Raw genomic sequence first — 20,492 nt, forward strand, 5'->3', positions numbered from 1 at the left:
GCGAAGGCGAGCGGATGCCGCGGCCGAACGGCACTGGGCGATGCCGCGCTCAGCCGTTGGCCACTCTATCCGGCGATCCTGGCGACGGCGCCCGGGGCAGGCCCGTCGCGTCGTCCGTTCAGTCGATGGAGCGCGATACGAGTAGCGCGAGCTCGACTCTGTTCCGTGCCCCAGTCTTCCGCAGCAGGCTCGACACATGAGTGCTGACGGTCTTCTCGCCGATGAACAGTTCGCGAGCGATCTCCCTGTACGTGCGGCCGGCCACGATGTACTGGAGGACTGTCCGCTCCCGGGGAGTCAGCAATCCAGTCACGCCGTCCGATACCGACAGGACCGGTTCCGTGACTTCCAACAGCGTTATGCGCGCTGTCGCCGCTAGGGCCCTCATGGCATCCAGCTCGGGAACGGCCCCGAGCTGTTCAGCTCGTTGGATTCCCCTGCGGAGGGCTTCGGCGGCTGCGGCACGCTCACCTGATCCGTCGACCAACAGGGCTTCGGCATACCGCCAGTACGCGTATGCCTCTTCCCAAGCAAGCTGGCAGCCCTGACACGCTGCGATGGTGCGTTGCCACAATTCGCTTTCGTTCGGAGCTCGTCTGGCACGCGCGATCTCAGCGGCGTACCACTCGGCGAGGGCGTCCATCTGACGATTCCAGACCTGAGTCGGCGGGCCGACATCCTTCACGATGTTGGGGAACTGTCGTACCAGCGAATCCGCAGCCTCGAGGAACTCGCCTGGATCGAGTGCTCTGTCCCGCGCGGCCTCGGCTTGATCTGCCAATGACCGCGCAGCCAGTGGCAGAAGCCACTCGCACATCGTCGGCGGCACCCCCTCGGCCAGAAGGCCGGTCATTGCGGATTCAAAAGCGTCAGCTGGCCGGTTCTCGGCCATGCAGACGATGGCCCGAACCGCGTCGAACTCGTTGGCGCGGAATGCGGACGCATCCTGAACGATCTCGTCAGCGCGGTCCAGATGCCCCCGTGCCTCTCGCACGCGACCTTGGGCGGCTGCCAAACGCGCCGCCGTGAGGCGTGCCTGTATGTCGGCAAGCTCGCCTGGGCTCGCACCGAGAGCGATGCGGAGGCTACGCAAGCCTTCCTCCCACTCGCCGATCGCCACCCAGGCGTGCGCTTCGCTGGCGGCGAGGAATGCGATGTACGAGTGTGGTGCCCCGAACTCTGAAGCTTGATCACGCCGCCGCCGTATCAGATCCGCGAACCGACGCGATGTCCACATCTCGAGCGCGTTCGCTTCCATGAGGCTGGCACGGCTGAACGCCCACGGATCCTTCGCCTCACGTGCTTCCTCTGCGCTCCGCTGAGCGAGCGCAACGCACGCTTCGCCGTTCTCACGGACGTACTCCCCGAGGGCCTTCGAATAGAGCGCATACGACATGGCGCGCGCGTCGTTTGCGCGGGACGCGGCCGCGACGGCCAATTCCGCGTACTCGGCCACATGAGGATCGTCATTCCAATACTCCGCCCACGCCAGGCACGCCAGCGCGTACGCATACTGCCAGCTGTCGGGTGACTGGGCAGCGAGAGCAACCGCCTCGCGGAACTCAGCCACGGGAGAGAAGGTGGCGCCAGTCGAGTAGCGCAGGTGGGCACGTCGCACCAGGAGCTCCGCGACGCGAAGCGGTTCGCGGGTCGGTTCGACCTCATCGAGCAGCAGATTGATCGCCCCGAGCTCCTCCGCGTTTTCGCCTGCGATGTCAGCCGCCGAAACCAATCGCTCGAGGAGCTCACGCCGGGTGACCCACGATCGCTCCGCCAGTTCCTCGAGGCGTAGCGCTCGTGAGAGCAGTCGAAGCATCTCCCTTTGCCCGCCTGCCGTTCGGGCCGAGTCGGCGGCGCGCACCGCCCACGTCAGCGCCTCGTCGAGCTGGGCCGCCTCGAAGCGATGATCCGCGATCGCGACGACCGTCTCGACCGGGACATCGGAGTCGACGCCGAGTTCGGCTTCCAGGTCATCCGCGAATGCCGCATGCAGTTCACGGCGCTCATCCACGGGCATGGACTGATGGAGCGCCTCGGCGATCAGCGGGTGATGGAACCAGTAGCGCCCGTCGGCGGTCGGATCGACCGCACCAGCCTCAGCCGCTTCGCGGAGGCGGCCTCGGATCTGCTCCTCTGAATCGCCGGTGATTCCGCTCAACAGGGCCGCTGTGACCGGAACGCCGCCGATCGCCATGATCCGGGTGAGCTGACGGGCGGGCGCGGAGAGGCGCGTCCAGGATCGCAGCACAGCTCCCGCAAGGTCGGGATTCAGGTCGGACTCGACGTGGTGCGCATCCGCAGCCAACCCACTGACGAAGAGGCGTGTCAGGTATGCATTCCCGAGCGTGCGAGCATACACGTCATCGACGAGCGATTCGTGAGCGGGTCGCCCGAGAATGCTCGAGATCTGCTGACCGGTTGCAACGCGGTCGAGGTTCCCGAGGAGAAGTTCCTCGGTTCCGGGCATCCGATGGATGTCCGCAAGCCAGCGCCGAAGCGGATGGTCCTCGCCGAGATCGCTGCTCCGTATCGTCGCCACCAGCGCGAGGCGACGTGCTCGCGGGCCGGCGACGAGATACATGAGAGCGTCGAGCGTGCTCTGGTCGGCCCACTGGAGATCGTCGATGACGAGGACGACGGGATTGATCGCGCAGACCTCGTCGAGCCAGCCGTCAAGCAGCACTGGGACGTTCTCCGCGGGTTCCCCCGCCTCTAGGAAGCGCGGTGCACTGCCGACCTCTCCGCCTCGGATGTCGCGAAGCGCGGATCGCAGGGCGAGGAATGGCACCGCCATCTTCGTCAGTGGCAGGCATCCGCCCATGAGCACGAGGGTTCCTGCCGTGCGGTCGTCGCATGCCTGCTGTACGAGTGCCGTCTTTCCGACTCCGGCATCACCGGTTACCAAGACCGTCACGGCCGCACCGGCTTCTGCGCGATCGAGGGCATCTCGAACCACGGACAGCTCCTGACCTCGCCCAACGAGGACGGGCCCGATCACGCCTGTGCGGACGGCCACAGGCCCATTCTCCCACCGAGGCCTTTTTTCGAGACACCTAAGGGGGTCTGCTCCGCACGGACACGGCACAGCACTCCGCCGAAGTCGAGACCGTGCGAGACGGCGCCCTACGCCCAGCCGAGTTCGCGGAGCCGAGCATCGTCGAGCCCGAAGTAGTGACCGATCTCGTGCACGAGCGTGATGCGGACCCGCGAACGCAGCGCATCGAGGTCTGCGCTGTGCGCCTGCAGGTTGTTCTTGTACAGCGTGATCCGATCGGGAAGCTCCCCGAAACCGTAGACCCCGCGGGTGGTCAGCGGACGCCCGCTGTACAGCCCGAACAGCCGCGGTCGCTCCCCCAGCGGCTGATTCTCGACGAGGATGGCGACATTCTCGACCCCACGGACCATGTCGTCGGGGAGCGCGTCGAACTCCTCGGCAACTATCCGCTCGAAGTCGTCATCGGAGATCTCGACCATGTCCCAATTGTGCCCGCTCGCCGAGCGGGCGCACCCGGCTGCTCGAACTGCTCGGCAAGAAGCGGAAGGCCGACCACCTCATCGACCACCTCAGCCACACCGTGCAGACCATCCCGGTGTTCGCGGACGTCGGGTCCACGAGAAGCCCAACCGGCCCATCCCGATCGAGGACCTCACCGACATCCTCGAGGCGGCCGTCGACGGTCGGATGCCGCGCCCTTCGACAGGCTCAGGCACCACCATCGCGCTCGTCGGCGCCGAGCAGCTGCTGCTGTCGAAGGCCGTGCGCCGCGTGGCATCCGTCGTCGGCCGCCGCGTGGTCGTGGTGCCGCGGGCCGGTGTGGGCGCAGTACGCGCTCGCCCAGTTCACCGTCAATACGTGGTTGTTGAGTATGTCACTAGGTCCGACGAGATGTGTCCAACCGCGCCTCGTTGCTGCGTCATCCGCCGCCCCCGAGATCGATGGTACGCAGCTCCGTCACTTGCACCTTCGAACAACGCGCGCACTCGAAATACGGTTCCGTGTCGGGTTCCCGGCGCACTACCCATTTGTGAATACCGAGCCGGCACCGGAAAGGCTTACCTCGCATTTCGCATCCCCCCTTTGGTCACGGCACCAAAGATCTGGTGAGAACTACAGTCCAAGAGTTCCAATCCAGGGGCAACCGGATCGGGCCATTTGGTGGGCTCCGACCCCAGCATGCTGGCCGAGGGCGTGACGGATGCCGCTCCGCCGGCGGCATCCGTGCCCGACGACCTGCTCCGCCGGCGCATGTTCACGGCTGAGCAGATCCAGCGCGCTGCCCGAGCCCCGCGGGTTCGGCTGGCGAGACCTGCGGGTGAGCAGCTGGATTCAGCTGGGGGCGATCACCCTCGGCTGCCCCCGCATCGTGCACGGACACCGAGTACGTGGGGACGACCGCGACGTCCCGCGGGGGCGCGTACCGCAGCGGAGAAGCGACGAAGACCCCGGTCGCGAGCAGGGCGAGCATGGTCCCGATCGCGCAGATCCGCGTCATCACCGTGACGGTCCTCGCCTCGAGCCTGCGGCGTGCCAGGGCGAGCAGGCCGATCCCGGCCAGACCTCCCGCGGTGTTGACGACGAGGTCGGTGACGTCGGAGCTCCCGAGKGCCAGGACGTACTGGGCGACCTCCAGGACCAGGCTCGCCCCGGCGACCGCGCCCACGGCCTTCCACCACGGCCACGACGGCGCGAGGAGACCGAGGTACAGCCCGAAGGGGACGAAGAGCACGAAGTTCGCGACGACCTCGAAGGGGGCGCTGGCACCGGCCCCGGCGCTGGGTGCGAACGGGACGAGCTTGATCTCGCGTAGCGCGCCGACGCCGACGTACGGGACCTCGAGTTTCCACAGCACGAGCCAGGCGAGCAGGACGAGGTAGACCACGAACAGCACGACCAGCAGGGCGCGCCCGCCCGCTCGGGACGGCTTCTTCTCCAGGAAAGACACACCAGACTCCACGAACGAACGACAACGACCCCCAACCCTAGGCCGTGTTGCTGACGGCGCCGCCGATCCAATGGAGTGTCGCGGCGAGGCAGGGGCCGGAGTGCACCATGTACTTGACGTACTCGAGCACACCGAACGTCCAGACGGTCAGCACCACCGTCGTGCCGACGGAACCGGGCCACCACACGATCACGCCGAGGAAGCCAGCAGCCAGCATCGCCGCATCCGGCGAACTGTGCCGTCATCGGGAAGCTTCAGCTCAGGAGGTGCGGTCATCGGCGCCGAGCAGCTGCTGCTGTCGAAGGCCGTTCGGCGCGTGGCATCCGTCGTCGGTCGTCGCGTGGTCGTGGTGCCGTGGCCAAACTTCATCGCCCGACGTCATCGCCCGACGTCGCCGGCCGACCGCGAGCGGCGAGCGGCAGCCCGATCACCAGCGTCGCCCCGGTCACGACGTGCATCGCGACGAGCACCACGAACACGGCGCCCGCTGCGCCCCCCGTCACTGGCGCAAGCAACGAGAGAGCGAGCACCGTCCAACCGATGATCGCGAAGACCCGGCCACTGTGCTTCACGAACCGCTCGAGCAGGGCGAGCACGCCCCACGCGCCGAGTCCGGCGACGAGGACCACGACGACGATCGACAGCGGCGTGATGGTCTGCGCCGCCGCGCCGGAGCCCACCGTGAGGTCGACGCCGGCGATGGGCACGGCGATCACCCAGACGATGAGCGGCGCCGCNCGACAGCGGCGTGATGGTCTGCGCCGCCGCGCCGGAGCCCACCGTGAGGTCGACGCCGGCGATGGGCACGGCGATCACCCAGACGATGAGCGGCGCCGCGATGGCCGCCGCGACGGTCGCAACCCTGCCGAGACGGCGGCGGCGTGAAGGCGAATATTGCGCGGCCATCTCCTCCATGCAGCTGACACTACGAGCGCCCGCCTTCACCCGGTAGGGTCGGATGTCCCGACCTCGACGGAACGAATGTCATTCGACCCGGCGCTCAGCACGTCGAGCAGCTCACCTGCCCAAACCCGCCCGCGGGTCGTGGACTCCAGCCGTCAGATCGCCGCTGTATGGCCAGGAGTCCTGATCGGGGAGGCCTTTGAAGCCCGCCACCTATACTGCACCGGCTCACCATCAACCCCGAGCTCGACGTGCGTCCCGCCATCGAGCGAGCCGTGCGCGCGCTCGCGGCTACTCCCTGAGCCTGCGTCGGCGAGGGCGTGTCGGATGCCGCGCCGCCCGCGGCATCCGAGCCGAGTGTCGACGGGCCCGCCGAAGCATCGTGTGCTCCGGGGGCCCGAGCCCGACATCCCGGCATCAGTCGACGAGCGCCCCCGCCGACAGGTTGGCGATCGCCCCGGTCATCGAGCGTGCACGATCGGATGCCGCGAACGCCAGGTACTCCGCGACCTCGTCGAGCAGCGGAAGCCGGCCGAGCAGTGTCATGCCCACCAAGCCGGCGAACCACTGATCCATGGGGATCCCGCTGGCCTCCGCCGTGCGGCCGAACATCTCGCGCGTGTACGAGGTGGCAAGGGCATCCGACATCGCGTGCGGACGCACGCAGACCACCCGTACCCCATCGGGCCCGAGCTCGCCGGCGAGCGCGCGCGAGAACCCCTCGAGCCCAGCCGATTGGGCCGCGTTGCCGATGAGTCCGCGGCCGGTGAGCCGCGCACCGGGCGTCGAGATCGTGAGGATCACGCCACTCCCCTGCGCGATCATGTGCCGCGACACGGCCTTCGCTGTGACGAAGTTCGTCTGCAGGTACCCGACCACGGGATGCAGGTAGTCCTCGAGGGACGTCTCGGCGATCGGCAGGCCCTGCACGTGGTCGAATCCCACCGCGTTCAGCGCGATGTCGATGCGGCCGGCGGCATCCGCCACCTCATCGACGTGCCGGTCGACCGCAGCCTGGTCCATCGCGTCGACGACGGCCACCGAGACATCCGCCCCCTCGGCTCTTGCAACGGATGCCGCAGCCTCGAGTCGCGGGAGGCTCTTCCCTGCGAGGAACAGCCGCGCGCCCTCGCGGGCGAACACGCGCGCCGCCGCGCCTCCGATCGAACCGCCACCGCCGTGGACCACGGCCACCTTGTTCTCCAGCAGCATCACGCCGCCTCCGTTCATGTCATCGTTCGTTCGATCTGGCCGAGGATTTCGGTCGCCCCGGGAGTGGTTGCCCGCCGCGGCGCCGAATGCCGGTCGTTTCTCACTCCTCGACTATTGCAACTCTAGGGTTGCAGTTTGCCGGGCGGATTGCAACCCATAGGTTGCAATTCTTCGAGGCGTCCGCGGCATCCCTGCCCGACTACCTGCGACCGCGCATCAGCGGCTGAGATCCAGAGAACTTTCCGCACGCGGTGTCGGATCGCGGCAACGTCGTTCGTAGCAAGGGTGAGTGGTCGCCCGCGAGGGGCGCCATCGGAAGGGACCACGATCATGAAGCTGATCACCAACACCCAGGTCACCGTCGACGGTGTGATGCAGGGGAACGGTGGGAACAACCCGGTACTCGACCCAGGGTTCGACCGAGGCGGGTGGGCGTTGCCGCTCGGCGATGAGGCGTCGACCGCCTACATCGCCGAGTTCTACCAGCGCGCCGACGCGTTCCTGTTCGGCCGACGCACCTATGAGCTCTTCGCCGGGTACTGGGGGGTGAAAGACCCTCTCGACAACCCGTTCTCCGGCGCCCTGAACACGCACCCCAAGTTCGTCGCATCGAATACGATCACCGACCCGGAGTGGGCCGACACGACCGTACTCTCGGGGGATCTCGAGGCGGCCATCCGCGAGCTGAAGGCCAAGCCGGGCGGCGAGCTGCAGGTGCATGGAAGCGGCCAGCTGATCCGCTGGCTGCTCGAACACGAGCTGATCGACGAGATGACGCTGATCGTCTGCCCGGTGATCGTCGGCGCTGGCACGCGACTGTTCCCCGATACGGGCAGAGATTTCGCCCTCGACCTGCTGGAATCACGCAGGTTCTCCACCGGCATCACGGTTCAGACCTACCGGCCCGCCGGGCGCCCGCAGTATGCGTAGCAGGCAGCACACCGTAGCAAGATGGCCCTGAACCACATCGTGGAGGTATGAGATGCAGTACCTGGTTTCCGTGATCGACGACAAGAGCAACTCCGGCACCCCCGAGGAGATGGTGGCGATCGGCGCCTTCAACGAGCGCCTCCGGGCGGGTGGCCACTGGGTGTTCGCGGCCGGCCTCGCCGCGCCCAGCACGGCGACGGTCATCGACGGCCGCGGGGAGGAGCCGGTGTTCACCGATGGACCCTTCATCGAGTCGAAGGAGCACATGGCCGGCTTCTGGATCATCGACGCTCCCGACCTCGACGTCGCGCTCGCGCTCATGGCCGACGGGTCGAAGGCCTGCAACCGGCGGGTCGAGGTGCGACCGTTCCTGATGCCGGGGGCCTGATCGACGCGCGCGCTGCGATCACCCGTGCCCACCGCGAGGAGTGGGCCCAAGGCGGTCGCCTCAGATGGATCATCCCGGGCACCGCGATGCGTTGATCGCTCGACATGTCAGGGCCGATCGCGTACCGTTCGAGCGATCGAGAGAGATCACGGCGAACGAGGGAATCACGATGGCAGAGGTACTGCTCTTCCACCACGCACTGGGCCCAACCGAGGGCTTGTACGCCTTCGCGGACGAGCTGCGGCAAGCGAGCCACACCGTGCACACGCCCGACCTGTTCGAAGGGCGCACCTTCGCCTCGATCGAGGCGGGCGTCGGCTACGCCGGCGAGGTCGGCTGGGGCGAGATCATGGCCCGCGGCGAGCGCGCGGCCGAGGCGCTGCCGAACGACCTCGTCTACGGCGGCTTCTCGCTCGGAGTGGTGCCCGCGCAGATGCTCGCCCAGACCCGCCCTGGCGCACGAGGTGCGCTGTTCTTCTACTCATGCCTGCCCGTCTCGGAGTTCGGCGCGTGGCCGGCCGGCCTCCCTGCGCAGATCCACGGGGCGGACGCCGATCCGATCTTCATGGAGGAGGGCGACGTCGATGCCGCCCGCGAGCTCGTCGCGTCAGCCGACGACGCCGAGCTCTTCCTGTACCCCGGCGACCAGCACTACTTCGCCGACTCGAGCCTGCCGAGCTACGACGCCGACGCGACGAAGCTCCTCACGCGGCGCGTGCTCGAGTTCCTCGCGCGAGTCAGCTGACGCGTGAGTCAGGCTCAGCTCGCCGCGGTTGCAAGGGTCTGGGCGATGTCGTCGGCGACGAGATCTGCGTTCAAGGCGCCGGCCACGAGAGAGCCGAGACCCAGCGAGACGGAGACGTTGGCACGCACATTCACGACGTTCCCGACCGCCCACACTCCGGGAACGGAGGTGCGCCCGTCGTCATCGATCTCGACCCAGGATCCGAGCGGTCCGTCGGTCGTCGTCGCTCCGAGCGAACGCAAGAGCGCGTCGCGGGGGCGCGGAGTGGGCCCGGTGAAGACCACGCCCACAGGTAGCACGCGCCCATCGACCTCCACGCCGGTCACCCGGTCATCGTCGATGCGAAGCCCGAAGACCGAGCCGGGTTCGAACCGGATGCCGCGGCGCACGAGCGCCTCCATCTCATCGGCCGGGGGCTCGCCGAGCCCGTTCGCGAAGTAGACGATCTGGTCCGACCACTGCCGCAGCAGCTGAGCCTGTTCGATGCTGCGTGGTGACGTCGCGACGATGCCGATGACCTCGTTTCGGTGCTCCCAGCCATCGCAATAGGGGCAGACGACGACTCCGCGCCCCCACTGCTGCCGCAACCCGGGGATGTTCGGCAATTCGTCGTCGAGGCCTGTTGCAACCAGGAGGCGTCGAGTGCGTATGCTCCCCTTCGCGGTCTCGACCTCGATGGCGGTGCCATCGGTGCGCGCCGTCGTCACCGCGCCGTGAATGAGCTGCACGCCATACCCAGCGGCCTCCTTCCGCCCGAGCTCGAGGAGCCGGAGCGGGGAACGTCCATCGTGGCCGAGGACCCCGTGCATGTGGGCGGCGGTCATGTTCCTGGGCTTGCCTGCGTCGACGACGATCACCCGTCGGCGCGCTTGACCGAGCGAGAGAGCGGCGCTGAGGCCCGCCGGCCCACCGCCGACGATCACGACATCGGTTCGTTCCTGTCCACTGCTCATGTGCTTCATGCTGGTGCAATCAGCCAAGCGGTGGCAATGTTGTTTGCTGGAACGGCAACGAACGGGGGGACCATGGCACACGACGACGAGCTGGCCGGAATCGGCGATCGGCTGCGTGCGATCCGCGAGTCCCGTGGAATGACCCTTCGAGCGGTCAGCGGGGCCTGCGGAATCTCGATCAGCACGTTGTCCCGGCTCGAATCGGGTTCCCGACGAGCGCAGCTCGACTTGCTCCTGCCCCTCGCGCGGCTGTATCGCCTGCCCTTGGACGATCTGGTCGGCGCCCCCGCACTGGGCGATCCGCGCATTCATCCACGTCCGCGGCTGCGGGACGGCGTCGTGACCGTGCCGCTGTCTGGGGGAACTGGCTCGTGGGAAGCGTTCAAGCAGGTGCATCCGCCATCGCCAGACAAGCCCATCCGCCAGTGGGTGCACCCGGGGTGGGATTGGATCTACGTGATCTCGGGGCGCATGCGACTGCTTCTCGCCGACGACGATCTCATCATCGGGGCGGGCGAGGCCGCCGAGTTCGATACCCGCGTGCCGCATGGATTCGGCAATCCCGGCCCCGACGCGCTCGAGGTGCTCTGCCTGTTCAACGCGCAAGGTGCGCGGGTGCACACTCGCGCATCCGCCTGAGAAGGGCTCAGCGTGCCATCTTCGACGCCGGGCGCCGCTTCGACCTCGTGCCGACGTGGGCGAACGGGCAGCCGGCGTTCGGCGCCTACCTACGCGACGCCGGCGGCACGCGCCACGGAGTCGGCCTCTTCGTCCTCACGCTCGCCGGCGATCGCATCCGAGCCCTGACCCGATTCGAGAACACCGTGCTCCCGTGGTTCGGGTTGGACGTCAGAGCGCACGATGACGACGATCATGCCCTCAATCCAGGTGGAAGATCTCCGGGATCTCCATCCACCACTCGCCGGGCGCCCGCTCGGGGAACGGTCGCTGCAGCGGCTCGCAGACCGACCACCACTCCTGCGTCGCCGGGTCGGCTGCGATCGCCGCCATATCGGCTTCGATGTCGTCGCCGACGTACTCCATGTAGGCGAACAGCACCTCGCCGTGGCGGTAGATCGAGTAGTTGCGGATGTTGCTGAGCGTCAGTCGCTCGAGCACGGCTGGCCACACGGCCGCGTGGAGGCGCTCGTACTCCTCGCGGTTCTTTGTCGGCATCCCGATGACCGAGGCGAGCCGCTTCATGCGCGCGCCCCCGCCGGGCGCACCCGCAGGTGCGTCATGCCACCGTCGACGTCGAGGGCCGTTCCCGTCGTCGAACCCGACAGTGGGCTCGCAAGGTAGGCGATCGCCGCAGCGACCTCGGCAGGCTCGACCATGCGTCCGGTGGCCTGTCGGGCGTCGAGCGCGGCGCGTTCGGCTACGGGGTCGGCGAATCCCTGCAGCATCCGCTCGACGAACGGCGTCGCCACGGTCGCCGGGCTCACGCAGTTCACGCGGATGCCCTCGCCGACGTGGTCGGTCGCCATCGCGTACGTCAACGCCAGCACGGCCCCCTTGGATGCCGAGTACAGCGCCCGCTGAGGAAGCCCGTTCAGGGCGGCGATCGAGGCGAGATTGACCACGGCCGCGGCATCCGACCGGCGCAGCCACGGCAGCGCCGCAGACGTGACCCTCGCCATTCCGACGACGTTGATGTCGAGCACGCGCGCCCATTCCGCGTCGTCGTTCTCCTCGACGGTGCCCACCGCGCTGATGCCGGCGTTGTTCACGACGACGTCGATGCCGCCGAATCGGTCGGCGATCGCCGCGATGGCCTGATCGACCGACGCGCGGTCGGAGACGTCGGCGACGAAGCCGGTGAGCACGTCGGGGAGGCCGTCAGTGTTGCGGTCCAGCACGGCGACCGTCGCGCCCCGAGCAGCGAGGGTCTCGGCGGTCGCGAGGCCGATTCCGGATGCCCCTCCCGTGACGACGGCGACGAGGCCGTCGAACTCGCCGGCGCTCATGCCTGCACCATCCGCTGGCTCGCGCGGCCGAGACCGTCGATCTCGAGCTCGACCGTGTCGCCCTCACGCAGGTAGGGCGTGCCGGGAAGGCCGAGCGCGACCCCGGCCGGCGTGCCCGTGTTGATGACTTCACCTGGGTGCAGCACCATGAACTGGCTGAGGTACCAGATCACGTGCGCGACCGAGAAGAGCATGTTGCCGGTCGAGCCGTCCTGCCGCGACTCGCCGTTCACCCAGAGCCGCAGCCCGAGTCGCTGCGGGTCGTCGACATGCTCGGCGGGCACGAGGTCGGGCCCGAACGGGTTGAAGGTCTCACAGCTCTTGCCCTTGTCCCACTGGCCGCCGCGCTCGAGCTGGAACTCGCGCTCCGACACGTCGTGCGAGACGGCGTACCCGCCCACGTGGCCGAGGGCATCGTCAGGCGAACCGAGATAGCGGGCGGTCGTGCCGATCACGACGCCGAGCTCGACCTCCCAGTCGGTCTTCGTCGAACCACGCGGGATCAGCACGTCGTCGAAGGGGCCGACCATGGTCGACGGGTCCTTCATGAAGACGACGGGTTCGGCCGGCAGTGCGGCTCCCGTCTCCTCCGCGTGGTCGCGGTAATTGAGCCCAATGCAGACGATCTTGCCGGGACGCGCGATCGGGGCGCCGACGCGCTGCCCGTCGCCGTCGAACTCGGGGAGCTCGCCGAGGGCGTCGCGGATTCTGTTGATCCCGCCCCCGGCGAAGAACGCGGCGTCGAAGTCGCTCGCGACGCTGCGCGCGTCGAGCAGTCGCCCGCCCGAGCGCACGACCGGGACCTCGCGGCCCGCTGCGCCCAGCCGCGCGAGAGTGAACAGTTCAGTCATCCGATGGTCTCCGATCCTGGAAGCGAGTAGAACGAGCGGGCGGTCCCCGCGAGGATGAGGTCTCGGCCGACGACGTCGAGTCCCCCGAGCAGTTCATCGATGCCCGACCAGACGCGGGTGTACCCGCCCGCGATGAGCGAGACGGGCCAGTCGCCGCCGTACATCAGCCGGTCGGGGCCGAATGCGTCGAGCGCGTGGTCGAGGATCGGCCGGATGGCGTCGACCGTCCAGTTGGCGGGATCGCCGGTGGCGGAGTACAGACCCGAGACCTTGCCGCGCACGCGCGGGTTGGCGGCGACGTGCGTTATGAGCGACGCCCACGGTTCGTGGTCGATGAGCCCGATCGGCGGCTTGTTGAGGTGGTCGATCACGATGTCGAGGTCGGGATGCCGCTCCGAGATCGCGAGCACGGCCTCGAGATGCTCGGGCAGCACCCCGACGACGTCGAACGGAACCCTCGCCCGCTCGAGCAGGCCGAGCCCCTCGTCGACGTCCCGACGCTGCAGCCAGTGCGGGTCGGGGCGGTCGTGGATGAGGTTGCGCACGCCGCAGAAGAGCGGACGTTGCTGCAGCTCGGCCAGCCGCTCGGCGGCCCGCTCGGGCTCGTGAAGCGGAACGTAACCGACGATGCCGAGCACGATAGGGGCGTCGGCGGCGACCGCGAACATGTGCTCCGTGTCCTCGTCGTTGTCGGCCGACTGCACGAGCACGGTTCCCGACACGCTTGCGGCCGCGAACTCGGCGGCGATGTCGTCCATGCCGAAGTTCCGGTAGAGCACGCCGGCCTCCGGACCGAGCCAGGCGTACTCGGCCTGCTCGAGGTCCCAGACATGCTGGTGGGCGTCGATGGTGCCGCTCATTGGTGCTCCTCCACGGGGTCGGCGAAAGATCTGATGAATGGTCGGATTCGGCCGGTCTGCTCGCTTAGGCTGTCGCCATGAGCACCGCGTCCACCACTGGCGAGCCCGCCCGATCGCGATCGAACGTCGTGATCGACGGCATCCGGCAGATGATCATGAGCGGCGAGCTCGTCGCCGGTTCGCGACTGCCGGTCGAGCGCGAGCTCGGCGAGCGACTCGGCGTCTCCCGTGGGCCGCTCCGCGAGGGAGTGCGTGCGCTGGTCATCCTCGGCGTGCTCGAGACCCGCCAGGGCGACGGCACCTACGTGACCTCGCTCGAACCGAGCCAGCTGTTCGAGCCGCTCGGCATCCTCGCCGAACTGCAGAGCCCCGAGAACAGCGTGCACCTGCTCGGCGTGCGACGTGCGCTCGAACCCGAGGCCGCCGCCCGCGCGGCCCTGCTCATCTCCGACGAGGATCTCGCTGAGGCTCGGCGCATCCTCGACCACGGCGAGGGCCTCCTCGCCGACGAGGACATCGACCTCGAGGCGACGATCGACGTCGACACGGCCTTCCACCGACTCATCGCGAATGCGAGCGGCAATCCCGCCTTCGCCGCGATCATCGAGGCGCTCGTCAGCCGCACCGCCCGCGCCCGCCTCTGGCGGGCGATCCACCAGCGCGGTGCCGTGCAGGATACCCAGCGCGAGCACCGGGCGATCCTCGACGCGCTCACGGCGCACGACTCCGAGCGGGCCCGCATCCGCATGGCGGCCCACGTGCTCGGTGTCGAGGAATACACGGCGAGCCACCTCGCTCCAGTCGAGCCCGACGAGGACTGAGACCTCAGGCATCGCGCGCGAGCCCTCGATCGGAGAGCACGCGCCAGAACTCCTCGGGAATCCGCGCCGCGTAGCGCTCGGCAGTGCCGACCACCTGGTCGGCCGTGCGCATGCCGACGACGACCGAGACGACGGCCGGATGCCGCAACGGATACGCGATCGCCGCCTCGGGCAGGGTGATGCCGAACTCCTCACAGGTGTCGGCGATGGCGTTCGCCCTGGCGATCATCGCTGCGGGGGCGGGACCGTAGTCGTAGTGCGCGTCGGCTGCGGGGCGCGGGCGCGCGAGCAGCCCGGAGTTGTACACCGCGGCGGCCACGATGCCGACACCACGGTCGACGGCGAGCGGCAGGAGCTCGTCGAGCGCCCCCTGGTCGAGCAGGGTGTAGCGGCCGGCGAGCATGATCACGTCGACGTCGTGGCGGCGCACGAACTCGGCCGGCATCGCCGACTGGTTCATGCCGGCACCCACCGCGCTGACCACGCCCTCATCGCGGAGTTCGATCAGCGCCGGGATGGCCTCGGCATGCGCCGCAGGTCCGTGGTCGTCGGGATCGTGCAGGTAGGCGATGTCGATGCGATCGAGTCCGAGTCGCTCGAGGCTCTCGTCGACCGAGCGGCGGATGCCGTCACGGCTGAGGTCGTACTGCCGCCGCGACGTGGCGGGAACCGCGAAGCCCTCGTCGTCCATCGTGCCGTCGGGGTGGCCGCTGGGGACGATGAGCCGCCCGACCTTCGTCGACAGCACGTAGTCGTCGCGGAGACGGTCGGCGAGCGCGGCACCGAGGCGGCGTTCGGAAAGGCCGAGTCCGTAGTGCGGCGCCGTGTCGAAGTAGCGGATGCCGGCGTCCCAGGCCGCCCCGACCGCGGCCTGCCCCTCGTCGTCGGTCGTCTCGCGGAACAGGTTCCCAAGCTGCGCGGCCCCGAATCCGAGTTCGGTCACGGACAGGCCGGTCCGCAGCGTTCGACTCAGCATCGAGTACCTCCAAGAGAGACAGCGTAGTTGTCTAAAGGTTAGACGACTACGTGCCAGATTTCTATTTTGGTGTGATAATCGAGAACCAGCGGCTCGATTGATCATCTGAATTTCGCAGATCAACGCCGTTCTCGACATCTCGACCTGGAGGATCAATGCTGACGGCCGCATACACGGGCGACTCGACCATCACGATCGCGAGGGCCGAACCCGCGCCGCCCCGTCCGGGCGAGGTGCAGCTGCGCGTCGCGTACGTGGGACTGTGCGGCACCGACCTGCACATCCTGCACGGCAACATGGACGCCCGCGTGGAGAAGCCCCTCGTGTTCGGCCACGAGATGAGCGGCACGATCGCCGCGATCGGCGACGGCGTCGACGGGTGGAGCGTCGGCGACGCCGTCACCGTCATGCCGCTGGCCTGGGACGGAACCTGTCCCGCCTGCCTGGCCGGCAACTCCCACATCTGCCAGAACCTCGACTTCATCGGCATCGACTCCCCCGGCGCACTGCAGGCGCTCTGGAACGTGCCGGCGAGCACGCTCGTCGCACTCCCCGCCCAGATCGCGCTGGATGCCGCTGCCCTCGTCGAACCGGTCGCCGTGGCGGTCCACGACGTGCGCCGCTCCGAGCTCGTCGCGGGCGAGAAGGCGGTCGTCATCGGCGGCGGTCCCATCGGTGTGCTCATCGCCACCGTCGCCCGGGCGTTCGGCGCCGAGGTCGCCGTCATCGAGCTCGACCCCCGGCGGCGAGCCCAGATCGCGAGCCTCGGGTTCGACACGCTCGACCCGCGCGAGGTCGACCAGGTGGCCTGGGTCGAGGCGTGGACGGGAGGCGCGGGCGCCGACGTGGTCTTCGAGGTCTCGGGGGCGGCAGCGGCCGTCCTCGGCGCCACCGCGCTCGCGAAGGTCCGCGGCACCCTCGTCGTCGTGGCCATCCACCCCACCCCGCGCGAGATCGACCTGCAGCGGGTGTTCTGGCGGGAACTGCGCATCCTCGGCGCGCGGGTCTACCAGCGCACCGACTTCGAACGCGCGGTCGAGCTCATCGCCGACGGCACGATCCCCTCCGAGCTGCTCATCACCGCGATCGTCCCGCTCGCCGAGACCCGAGCGGCCTTCGACGAGCTCGAGGCCGGTCGGGCGATGAAGGTGCTCGTCGACGTGCAGGCCGGGCAGGAGGCGGGCGCATGAGCATCAGCTTCGACCTCACCGGCACCACGGCGGTCGTGACGGGCGCCAAGCGCGGCATCGGCTTCGCGATGGCCGAGGGGCTCGCAGCAGCCGGTGCCGACATCATCGGGGTGAGCGCCACGATCGAGCCGACCGGCAGCGCCATCGCCGACGCCGTCGAGGCGCACGGCCGTTCGTTCGAGGCCCGCGCCGTCGACTTCGCCGACCGGGCCGCCGTCATCGCGCTCGGCGACGAGCTGCGGCAGCGGCACATCGACATCCTCGTCAACAACGCGGGCACGATCGAGCGTGCGCCGGCCGCGGAGCATCCGCTCGAACTGTGGGACCGTGTCGTCGAGGTCGATCTCTCGAGCCAGTTCGTGCTGACCCAGGCGGTCGCCAACGGGATGCTGGAACGCGGCCGCGGCAGGATCATCTTCACCGCGAGCCTGCTGAGCTTCCAGGGCGGCATCAACGTTCCGGGGTACGCCGCGGCGAAGTCCGGCATTGCCGGCCTCGTGAAGGCCCTCTCGAACGAGTGGGCCTCGCGGGGCGTGACGGTCAACGGCATCGCTCCGGGCTACATCGCGACTGACAACACCCGGGCGCTGCGTGCCGACCCGGATCGCTCGAAGGCGATCCTCGACCGAATCCCTGCCGGGCGCTGGGGCGACGCCGCGGACATCGCCGGTGCGACCGTCTTCTTCGCGTCTCCGGCGGCGGACTACGTCTCGGGCGTGATCCTCCCCGTCGACGGCGGATGGCTCGGCCGATGATCTTCACCGGCCAGCGGTTCGTCCCCGTCATCGTGATCGACGACGCGCGGCAGGCAGCACCCCTCGCGGAAGCGTTGCTTCGCGGCGGCATCGGCTGCGCCGAGATCACGCTCCGCACGGATGCCGGGCTCGCCGCGATCACCGCCGCGAGCGCCGTCCCCGACTTCATCGTCGGAGCGGGAACCGTGCTCACGCCCGACGACGTCGACCGTGTCGTCGAGGCCGGCGCGCGTTTCGTGGTGAGCCCCGGCCTCGCCGAGGACGTCGTCGAGCGATCCATCGCGCTCGGCGTCGAGGTCATCCCCGGCGTCGCGACCGCCACCGAAGTGCAGCGTGCGCTGCGACTCGGCCTGTCCCGGCTCAAGCTCTTCCCGGCGGGTCCGCTCGGAGGCATCGCCGTGGTGCGAGCCCTCGCCGGGCCCTTCCCCGACGTGCCTTTCCTCCCGAGCGGCGGCGTGACCGCGGAGAACGCCGGCGAGTACCTGGCCTCGCCGTCGGTGTTCGCGGTGAGCGGCAGCTGGATGGCGACCCGCGACCTCATCGCGGCAGGCGACTTCGAGGCGATCGAGCGGCTGAGCCGCGCATGCGTCGCGCTGGAGCCGGCATGACGGCGGGGGTCCTGACGATCGGCGAGGGTATCGGGGTCTTACGGACGCACGGGATCGGCACCCTCGCACTCGAGCGCGAGCTCGCGGTCGGCACGGGCGGGGCTGAGGGCAACGTCGCGATCGGCCTCGCGCGGCTCGGCGTCCCCGTCACGTGGCTCGGCCGTGTCGGCGACGACGGCCTCGGAACACGTGTCACGCGGGAGTTGCGCGCCGAGGGGGTGGGCGTCATCGCACCGGTCGATCCCGGTGCGCCCACCGGCCTGATGCTCAAGGAGGCGCCGTCGCCCGGCCGTTCGGTCGTGACCTACCACCGCTCGGGGAGCGCGGGCAGTCGGCTCTCCCCCGACGATCTCGACGTCGTCGACTTCCACGCCTTCGCCCTCGTCCACGTGACGGGCATCACCCCGGCCCTGTCTGCGTCAGCGCGCGCGTGCATCGACGTCGCGATCGAACGGGCCCGCGAGGCTGGTACGGCCGTGTCGTTCGACGTCAACCACCGTTCGCGACTCTGGTCGGCCGATGCGGCGCTCGACACGTACCGCGAGATCGCCCGGCGCAGCGACATCGTATTCGCGGGCGCCGACGAGGCGGCCCTGCTCACCGGCCTGCCCGAGGACGACGTTCCCGCACTCGCCGCGGCGACCGCCTCGCTCGGACCCGCTGAGGTCGTCATCAAGCTCGGCGAGCGCGGGGCCGTCGCGCTGCTCGACCACCGGATGACGTCGCGCGCGGCCATCCAGGTCGCCGTCGTCGACACCGTCGGCGCGGGTGACGCGTTCGTCGCCGGATACCTCGCGGAACGGCTGCGCGGCGCCTCGGTCGAGGCCCGGCTCGAATTGGGCATCCGCACCGGAGCGGCGGCATGCGCGCACCCAGGCGACTGGGAGGGGTTCCCGACCCGGCGCGACCTCGATCGGACCGTCGGGTCGGACCCCGTCAGCCGCTGATCGGATGATCAGCCGAGCACGAGCCGCCCGTCGCCGTTGCCCTCCGTGTGGTCGTAATCGCAGTGCGTGTTGATCGGCCAGCGCACCTTCTCGCGCGCGATTCCAGCTTCGTCGAGGTAGGGCAAGAGCGTTTCGGTGATGCTCTCACGCACGCCCGTGTCGACGAGGAGCGCCGCGTCGGCGTCGACGTCGACGAGCAGGTAGAGCGCGACGAAGCGCTCGCCGAGGGGCGCCTCGACGCGATGAAGTCCGGGCCGGATCTCCATGTCGGTTCGATCCCCCGGCCTCATCGCTCGACGCCATCGAGCACGACCCGCAGGCCCGCCCGGGTCGGTCGCATGTGGGGTCCTGCGGGATCCGCCCATCCGTCGCCGTTGCGCGCACCTTCGATGACCGCCTCCTCGATGCGGATGCCCGCACCGGGCTCATCACTCAGGACGATGCCACCGTCGATGAACTCATGGTCCACGAGCACACCGTGAGCGAAGTCGATCGACTGGACCTCGGTCGTCAGGTGGTTGGGCACCGCGGTCATGACGTGCGCGACCGCTGGGTTGGCGTTGTAGCCGACGGGACTGATCGGCAGGTCGCGTGCCGCTGCGGCGAGCGCGAGCCGGTGCAGGTGACTGACGCCCCACACCGCCCCGGCCTGGACCACATCGGGCGCACCGGCCTCGAACAGCGGTCGGAACTGCTCGACGCCGGTGAGGTTCTCGCCGGTCGCCACCGCCGCGCGGATCGCCGTGCTCAGGCGAGCGTGCCCGACGGCGTCCCACCGTCGCAACGGTTCCTCGACCCAGAGCAGGTCGACCTTCTCCTCGAGCGCGCCGACGTAGCGCACCGCCTGCTTGACCTGCCACGACTCGTTGGCGTCCAGCATGAGTCCCGGTCGCGACGAGTTGCGGCTCAGGGCATCGGAGAGGATCGCCAGCCGCCGCAGGTCGGTGTCGAGGTCGAGTCCGCCCTTGAGCTTGCCGGCGACGAATCCCCGCTCGGCGTACTCCGCGTAGAAGGACGCGAGCTCATCATCGTCGAGCGCGATGTCGAGCCCGGACGCGTAGCCCGGGACGAAGCGGTCTCGTCCCCCGAGCAGCCGCCACAGCGGCTCGCCGGCGGCCTTGGCCTTGATGTCCCAGATCGCGGAATCGAGCGTCGCCACGCCGCCGTAGGTCGCGCCGGCGTGACCTGACTTGAACACCTGCGCGAGCATGCGGTCGAACAGCGCCGCCGCCCCGCGCGGATCCTCCCCGTCGATGGCCGAGAAGAGTCGGGCGAGGTCGGCGTGTGAGCCCAGTCCGACACCCTCGATTCCGGCGTCGGTCTCGAGGATGACGATCGGAACCTCGGTGACGGCCTCGGTGATGTGGCCGTTGACGTCGCCGATGGAGCGGCGCCAGTGCTGCTGCGCCGTGAGTGTGCGGTAACCGGTGATCTTCATGTCGT

25 protein-coding genes and 1 pseudogene are annotated in these 20,492 nt (G+C 69.1%); 9 read left to right on the forward strand and 17 right to left on the reverse strand.

The window, feature by feature from the left end:
* Positions 1-118: 118 nt before the first annotated feature.
* The 8 genes and pseudogenes from ASG80_RS04750 to ASG80_RS04780 form a co-directional block, all read right to left on the reverse strand.
* Positions 119-3,016, reverse strand: coding sequence for a helix-turn-helix transcriptional regulator (locus tag ASG80_RS04750; RefSeq protein ID WP_156401653.1), 2,898 nt, complete (start codon positions 3,014-3,016; stop codon positions 119-121).
* Between the two features lie 107 nt (positions 3,017-3,123).
* Complete coding sequence (locus ASG80_RS04755; RefSeq protein ID WP_056729029.1) at positions 3,124-3,474, reverse strand: metallopeptidase family protein; 351 nt, start codon at positions 3,472-3,474, stop codon at positions 3,124-3,126.
* A 229-nt stretch (positions 3,475-3,703) separates the two neighbouring features.
* The gene (locus tag ASG80_RS23385; RefSeq protein ID WP_235508170.1) at positions 3,704-3,844 is read right to left on the reverse strand and encodes a hypothetical protein; all 141 of its coding nucleotides are present in this window, start codon (positions 3,842-3,844) and stop codon (positions 3,704-3,706) included.
* 406 nt (positions 3,845-4,250) lie between these two features.
* Complete coding sequence (locus ASG80_RS04760) at positions 4,251-4,943, reverse strand: VanZ family protein (RefSeq protein ID WP_235508171.1); 693 nt, start codon at positions 4,941-4,943, stop codon at positions 4,251-4,253.
* Between the two features lie 37 nt (positions 4,944-4,980).
* A complete protein-coding gene (locus ASG80_RS04765) occupies positions 4,981-5,160 on the reverse strand; it encodes a hypothetical protein (protein WP_056729030.1) in 180 nt (59 codons plus the stop codon).
* Positions 5,161-5,308: 148 nt separating this feature from the next.
* Positions 5,309-5,680, reverse strand: a 372-nt coding sequence (locus tag ASG80_RS04770; protein WP_235508172.1) for a DUF6069 family protein, incomplete at its 5' end; no start/stop codon positions are given.
* Position 5,681: 1 nt separating this feature from the next.
* Positions 5,682-5,858 (reverse strand): annotated as a pseudogene (locus ASG80_RS24865) (DUF6069 family protein); the annotation flags it as partial.
* Between the two features lie 405 nt (positions 5,859-6,263).
* Complete coding sequence (locus tag ASG80_RS04780) at positions 6,264-7,076, reverse strand: SDR family NAD(P)-dependent oxidoreductase (RefSeq protein ID WP_235508173.1); 813 nt, start codon at positions 7,074-7,076, stop codon at positions 6,264-6,266.
* Between the two features lie 312 nt (positions 7,077-7,388).
* On the opposite strand from ASG80_RS04780, the gene ASG80_RS04785 reads away from it, so the two are divergent.
* The 3 genes from ASG80_RS04785 to ASG80_RS04795 all read left to right on the forward strand — a co-directional run bounded on the left by ASG80_RS04785 (position 7,389) and on the right by ASG80_RS04795 (position 9,121).
* Positions 7,389-7,988 carry a dihydrofolate reductase family protein gene (locus ASG80_RS04785; protein WP_056729033.1) on the forward strand — a complete coding sequence of 200 codons (600 nt, stop codon included), beginning with the start codon at positions 7,389-7,391 and terminating at the stop codon, positions 7,986-7,988.
* 52 nt (positions 7,989-8,040) lie between these two features.
* Positions 8,041-8,376: a YciI family protein gene (locus tag ASG80_RS04790; protein WP_056729034.1), complete on the forward strand. Its 336-nt coding sequence runs from the start codon at positions 8,041-8,043 to the stop codon at positions 8,374-8,376.
* A gap of 169 nt (positions 8,377-8,545) precedes the next feature.
* Positions 8,546-9,121, forward strand: a complete 576-nt coding sequence (locus tag ASG80_RS04795; protein WP_056729183.1) for a dienelactone hydrolase family protein — start codon at positions 8,546-8,548, stop codon at positions 9,119-9,121.
* Positions 9,122-9,135: 14 nt separating this feature from the next.
* Here the strand turns inward: ASG80_RS04795 and ASG80_RS04800 are convergent, their stop codons facing one another.
* Positions 9,136-10,083: an FAD-dependent oxidoreductase gene (locus tag ASG80_RS04800; protein WP_369816215.1), complete on the reverse strand. Its 948-nt coding sequence runs from the start codon at positions 10,081-10,083 to the stop codon at positions 9,136-9,138.
* A gap of 63 nt (positions 10,084-10,146) precedes the next feature.
* Here ASG80_RS04800 and ASG80_RS04805 point away from each other — a divergent pair, with 63 nt between their 5' ends.
* Positions 10,147-10,713 carry a helix-turn-helix domain-containing protein gene (locus tag ASG80_RS04805; RefSeq protein ID WP_056729035.1) on the forward strand — a complete coding sequence of 189 codons (567 nt, stop codon included), beginning with the start codon at positions 10,147-10,149 and terminating at the stop codon, positions 10,711-10,713.
* A gap of 89 nt (positions 10,714-10,802) precedes the next feature.
* Here ASG80_RS04805 and ASG80_RS24090 read toward each other — a convergent pair whose 3' ends face one another.
* The 5 genes from ASG80_RS24090 to ASG80_RS04825 are packed head-to-tail and all read right to left on the reverse strand — an operon-like array spanning position 10,803 to position 13,752.
* Positions 10,803-10,949, reverse strand: a complete 147-nt coding sequence (locus tag ASG80_RS24090; RefSeq protein ID WP_156401657.1) for a hypothetical protein — start codon at positions 10,947-10,949, stop codon at positions 10,803-10,805.
* Positions 10,950-10,953: 4 nt separating this feature from the next.
* Positions 10,954-11,277, reverse strand: coding sequence for an L-rhamnose mutarotase (locus ASG80_RS04810; RefSeq protein WP_056729036.1), 324 nt, complete (start codon positions 11,275-11,277; stop codon positions 10,954-10,956).
* A complete protein-coding gene (locus ASG80_RS04815; RefSeq protein WP_056729037.1) occupies positions 11,274-12,041 on the reverse strand; it encodes an SDR family NAD(P)-dependent oxidoreductase in 768 nt (255 codons plus the stop codon). Before ASG80_RS04815 ends, ASG80_RS04810 begins: the two co-directional genes overlap by 4 nt.
* Entirely contained in the window at positions 12,038-12,892 is an 855-nt protein-coding gene (locus tag ASG80_RS04820; protein ID WP_056729038.1) for a fumarylacetoacetate hydrolase family protein, read from the reverse strand. Before ASG80_RS04820 ends, ASG80_RS04815 begins: the two co-directional genes overlap by 4 nt.
* Positions 12,889-13,752, reverse strand: a complete 864-nt coding sequence (locus tag ASG80_RS04825) for an amidohydrolase (RefSeq protein ID WP_056729039.1) — start codon at positions 13,750-13,752, stop codon at positions 12,889-12,891. The genes ASG80_RS04820 and ASG80_RS04825 overlap by 4 nt, the downstream gene beginning before the upstream one ends.
* A 77-nt stretch (positions 13,753-13,829) precedes the next feature.
* On the opposite strand from ASG80_RS04825, the gene ASG80_RS04830 reads away from it, so the two are divergent.
* The gene (locus tag ASG80_RS04830) at positions 13,830-14,573 is read left to right on the forward strand and encodes a FadR/GntR family transcriptional regulator (RefSeq protein WP_056729040.1); all 744 of its coding nucleotides are present in this window, start codon (positions 13,830-13,832) and stop codon (positions 14,571-14,573) included.
* Positions 14,574-14,577: 4 nt separating this feature from the next.
* Here the strand turns inward: ASG80_RS04830 and ASG80_RS04835 are convergent, their stop codons facing one another.
* Positions 14,578-15,549, reverse strand: coding sequence for an aldo/keto reductase (locus ASG80_RS04835; RefSeq protein ID WP_056729041.1), 972 nt, complete (start codon positions 15,547-15,549; stop codon positions 14,578-14,580).
* Between the two features lie 155 nt (positions 15,550-15,704).
* Between ASG80_RS04835 and ASG80_RS04840 the strand changes: the two genes are divergently transcribed.
* The 4 genes from ASG80_RS04840 to ASG80_RS04855 are packed head-to-tail and all read left to right on the forward strand — an operon-like array spanning position 15,705 to position 19,049.
* Complete coding sequence (locus ASG80_RS04840) at positions 15,705-16,739, forward strand: zinc-binding dehydrogenase (protein ID WP_056729042.1); 1,035 nt, start codon at positions 15,705-15,707, stop codon at positions 16,737-16,739.
* Positions 16,736-17,494 carry an SDR family oxidoreductase gene (locus ASG80_RS04845; RefSeq protein WP_056729043.1) on the forward strand — a complete coding sequence of 253 codons (759 nt, stop codon included), beginning with the start codon at positions 16,736-16,738 and terminating at the stop codon, positions 17,492-17,494. Before ASG80_RS04840 ends, ASG80_RS04845 begins: the two co-directional genes overlap by 4 nt.
* Complete coding sequence (locus ASG80_RS04850; protein ID WP_235508174.1) at positions 17,491-18,102, forward strand: bifunctional 4-hydroxy-2-oxoglutarate aldolase/2-dehydro-3-deoxy-phosphogluconate aldolase; 612 nt, start codon at positions 17,491-17,493, stop codon at positions 18,100-18,102. Before ASG80_RS04845 ends, ASG80_RS04850 begins: the two co-directional genes overlap by 4 nt.
* Positions 18,099-19,049 carry a sugar kinase gene (locus ASG80_RS04855; protein ID WP_056729185.1) on the forward strand — a complete coding sequence of 317 codons (951 nt, stop codon included), beginning with the start codon at positions 18,099-18,101 and terminating at the stop codon, positions 19,047-19,049. The genes ASG80_RS04850 and ASG80_RS04855 overlap by 4 nt, the downstream gene beginning before the upstream one ends.
* Before the next feature lie 8 nt (positions 19,050-19,057).
* Here ASG80_RS04855 and ASG80_RS04860 read toward each other — a convergent pair whose 3' ends face one another.
* Together ASG80_RS04860 and ASG80_RS04865 are read right to left on the reverse strand one after the other, a co-directional pair.
* Positions 19,058-19,315: an MBL fold metallo-hydrolase gene (locus ASG80_RS04860; protein WP_056729045.1), complete on the reverse strand. Its 258-nt coding sequence runs from the start codon at positions 19,313-19,315 to the stop codon at positions 19,058-19,060.
* A 20-nt stretch (positions 19,316-19,335) separates the two neighbouring features.
* Complete coding sequence (locus tag ASG80_RS04865) at positions 19,336-20,487, reverse strand: mandelate racemase/muconate lactonizing enzyme family protein (RefSeq protein ID WP_056729046.1); 1,152 nt, start codon at positions 20,485-20,487, stop codon at positions 19,336-19,338.
* Positions 20,488-20,492: the final 5 nt, after the last annotated feature.

Origin of the sequence: Agromyces sp. Soil535, assembly GCF_001428255.1 — a bacterium.
Classification (GTDB): Bacteria; Actinomycetota; Actinomycetes; order Actinomycetales; family Microbacteriaceae; genus Agromyces.

Coding starts and splice junctions, on each gene's coding strand:
- ASG80_RS04805 (WP_056729035.1), top strand. CDS start 10,147: ATGGCACACGACGACGAGCTGGCCGGAATCGGCGATCGGCTGCGTGCG.
- ASG80_RS04865 (WP_056729046.1), bottom strand. CDS start 20,487: ATGAAGATCACCGGTTACCGCACACTCACGGCGCAGCAGCACTGGCGC.
- ASG80_RS04780 (WP_235508173.1), bottom strand. CDS start 7,076: ATGAACGGAGGCGGCGTGATGCTGCTGGAGAACAAGGTGGCCGTGGTC.
- ASG80_RS04845 (WP_056729043.1), top strand. CDS start 16,736: ATGAGCATCAGCTTCGACCTCACCGGCACCACGGCGGTCGTGACGGGC.
- ASG80_RS04830 (WP_056729040.1), top strand. CDS start 13,830: ATGAGCACCGCGTCCACCACTGGCGAGCCCGCCCGATCGCGATCGAAC.
- ASG80_RS04835 (WP_056729041.1), bottom strand. CDS start 15,549: ATGCTGAGTCGAACGCTGCGGACCGGCCTGTCCGTGACCGAACTCGGA.
- ASG80_RS04820 (WP_056729038.1), bottom strand. CDS start 12,892: ATGACTGAACTGTTCACTCTCGCGCGGCTGGGCGCAGCGGGCCGCGAG.
- ASG80_RS04755 (WP_056729029.1), bottom strand. CDS start 3,474: ATGGTCGAGATCTCCGATGACGACTTCGAGCGGATAGTTGCCGAGGAG.
- ASG80_RS04840 (WP_056729042.1), top strand. CDS start 15,705: ATGCTGACGGCCGCATACACGGGCGACTCGACCATCACGATCGCGAGG.
- ASG80_RS04785 (WP_056729033.1), top strand. CDS start 7,389: ATGAAGCTGATCACCAACACCCAGGTCACCGTCGACGGTGTGATGCAG.
- ASG80_RS04800 (WP_369816215.1), bottom strand. CDS start 10,083: ATGAAGCACATGAGCAGTGGACAGGAACGAACCGATGTCGTGATCGTC.
- ASG80_RS04855 (WP_056729185.1), top strand. CDS start 18,099: ATGACGGCGGGGGTCCTGACGATCGGCGAGGGTATCGGGGTCTTACGG.
- ASG80_RS04860 (WP_056729045.1), bottom strand. CDS start 19,315: ATGGAGATCCGGCCCGGACTTCATCGCGTCGAGGCGCCCCTCGGCGAG.
- ASG80_RS04810 (WP_056729036.1), bottom strand. CDS start 11,277: ATGAAGCGGCTCGCCTCGGTCATCGGGATGCCGACAAAGAACCGCGAG.
- ASG80_RS04765 (WP_056729030.1), bottom strand. CDS start 5,160: ATGCTGGCTGCTGGCTTCCTCGGCGTGATCGTGTGGTGGCCCGGTTCC.
- ASG80_RS04850 (WP_235508174.1), top strand. CDS start 17,491: ATGATCTTCACCGGCCAGCGGTTCGTCCCCGTCATCGTGATCGACGAC.
- ASG80_RS04790 (WP_056729034.1), top strand. CDS start 8,041: ATGCAGTACCTGGTTTCCGTGATCGACGACAAGAGCAACTCCGGCACC.
- ASG80_RS24090 (WP_156401657.1), bottom strand. CDS start 10,949: ATGATCGTCGTCATCGTGCGCTCTGACGTCCAACCCGAACCACGGGAG.
- ASG80_RS04815 (WP_056729037.1), bottom strand. CDS start 12,041: ATGAGCGCCGGCGAGTTCGACGGCCTCGTCGCCGTCGTCACGGGAGGG.
- ASG80_RS04795 (WP_056729183.1), top strand. CDS start 8,546: ATGGCAGAGGTACTGCTCTTCCACCACGCACTGGGCCCAACCGAGGGC.
- ASG80_RS04825 (WP_056729039.1), bottom strand. CDS start 13,752: ATGAGCGGCACCATCGACGCCCACCAGCATGTCTGGGACCTCGAGCAG.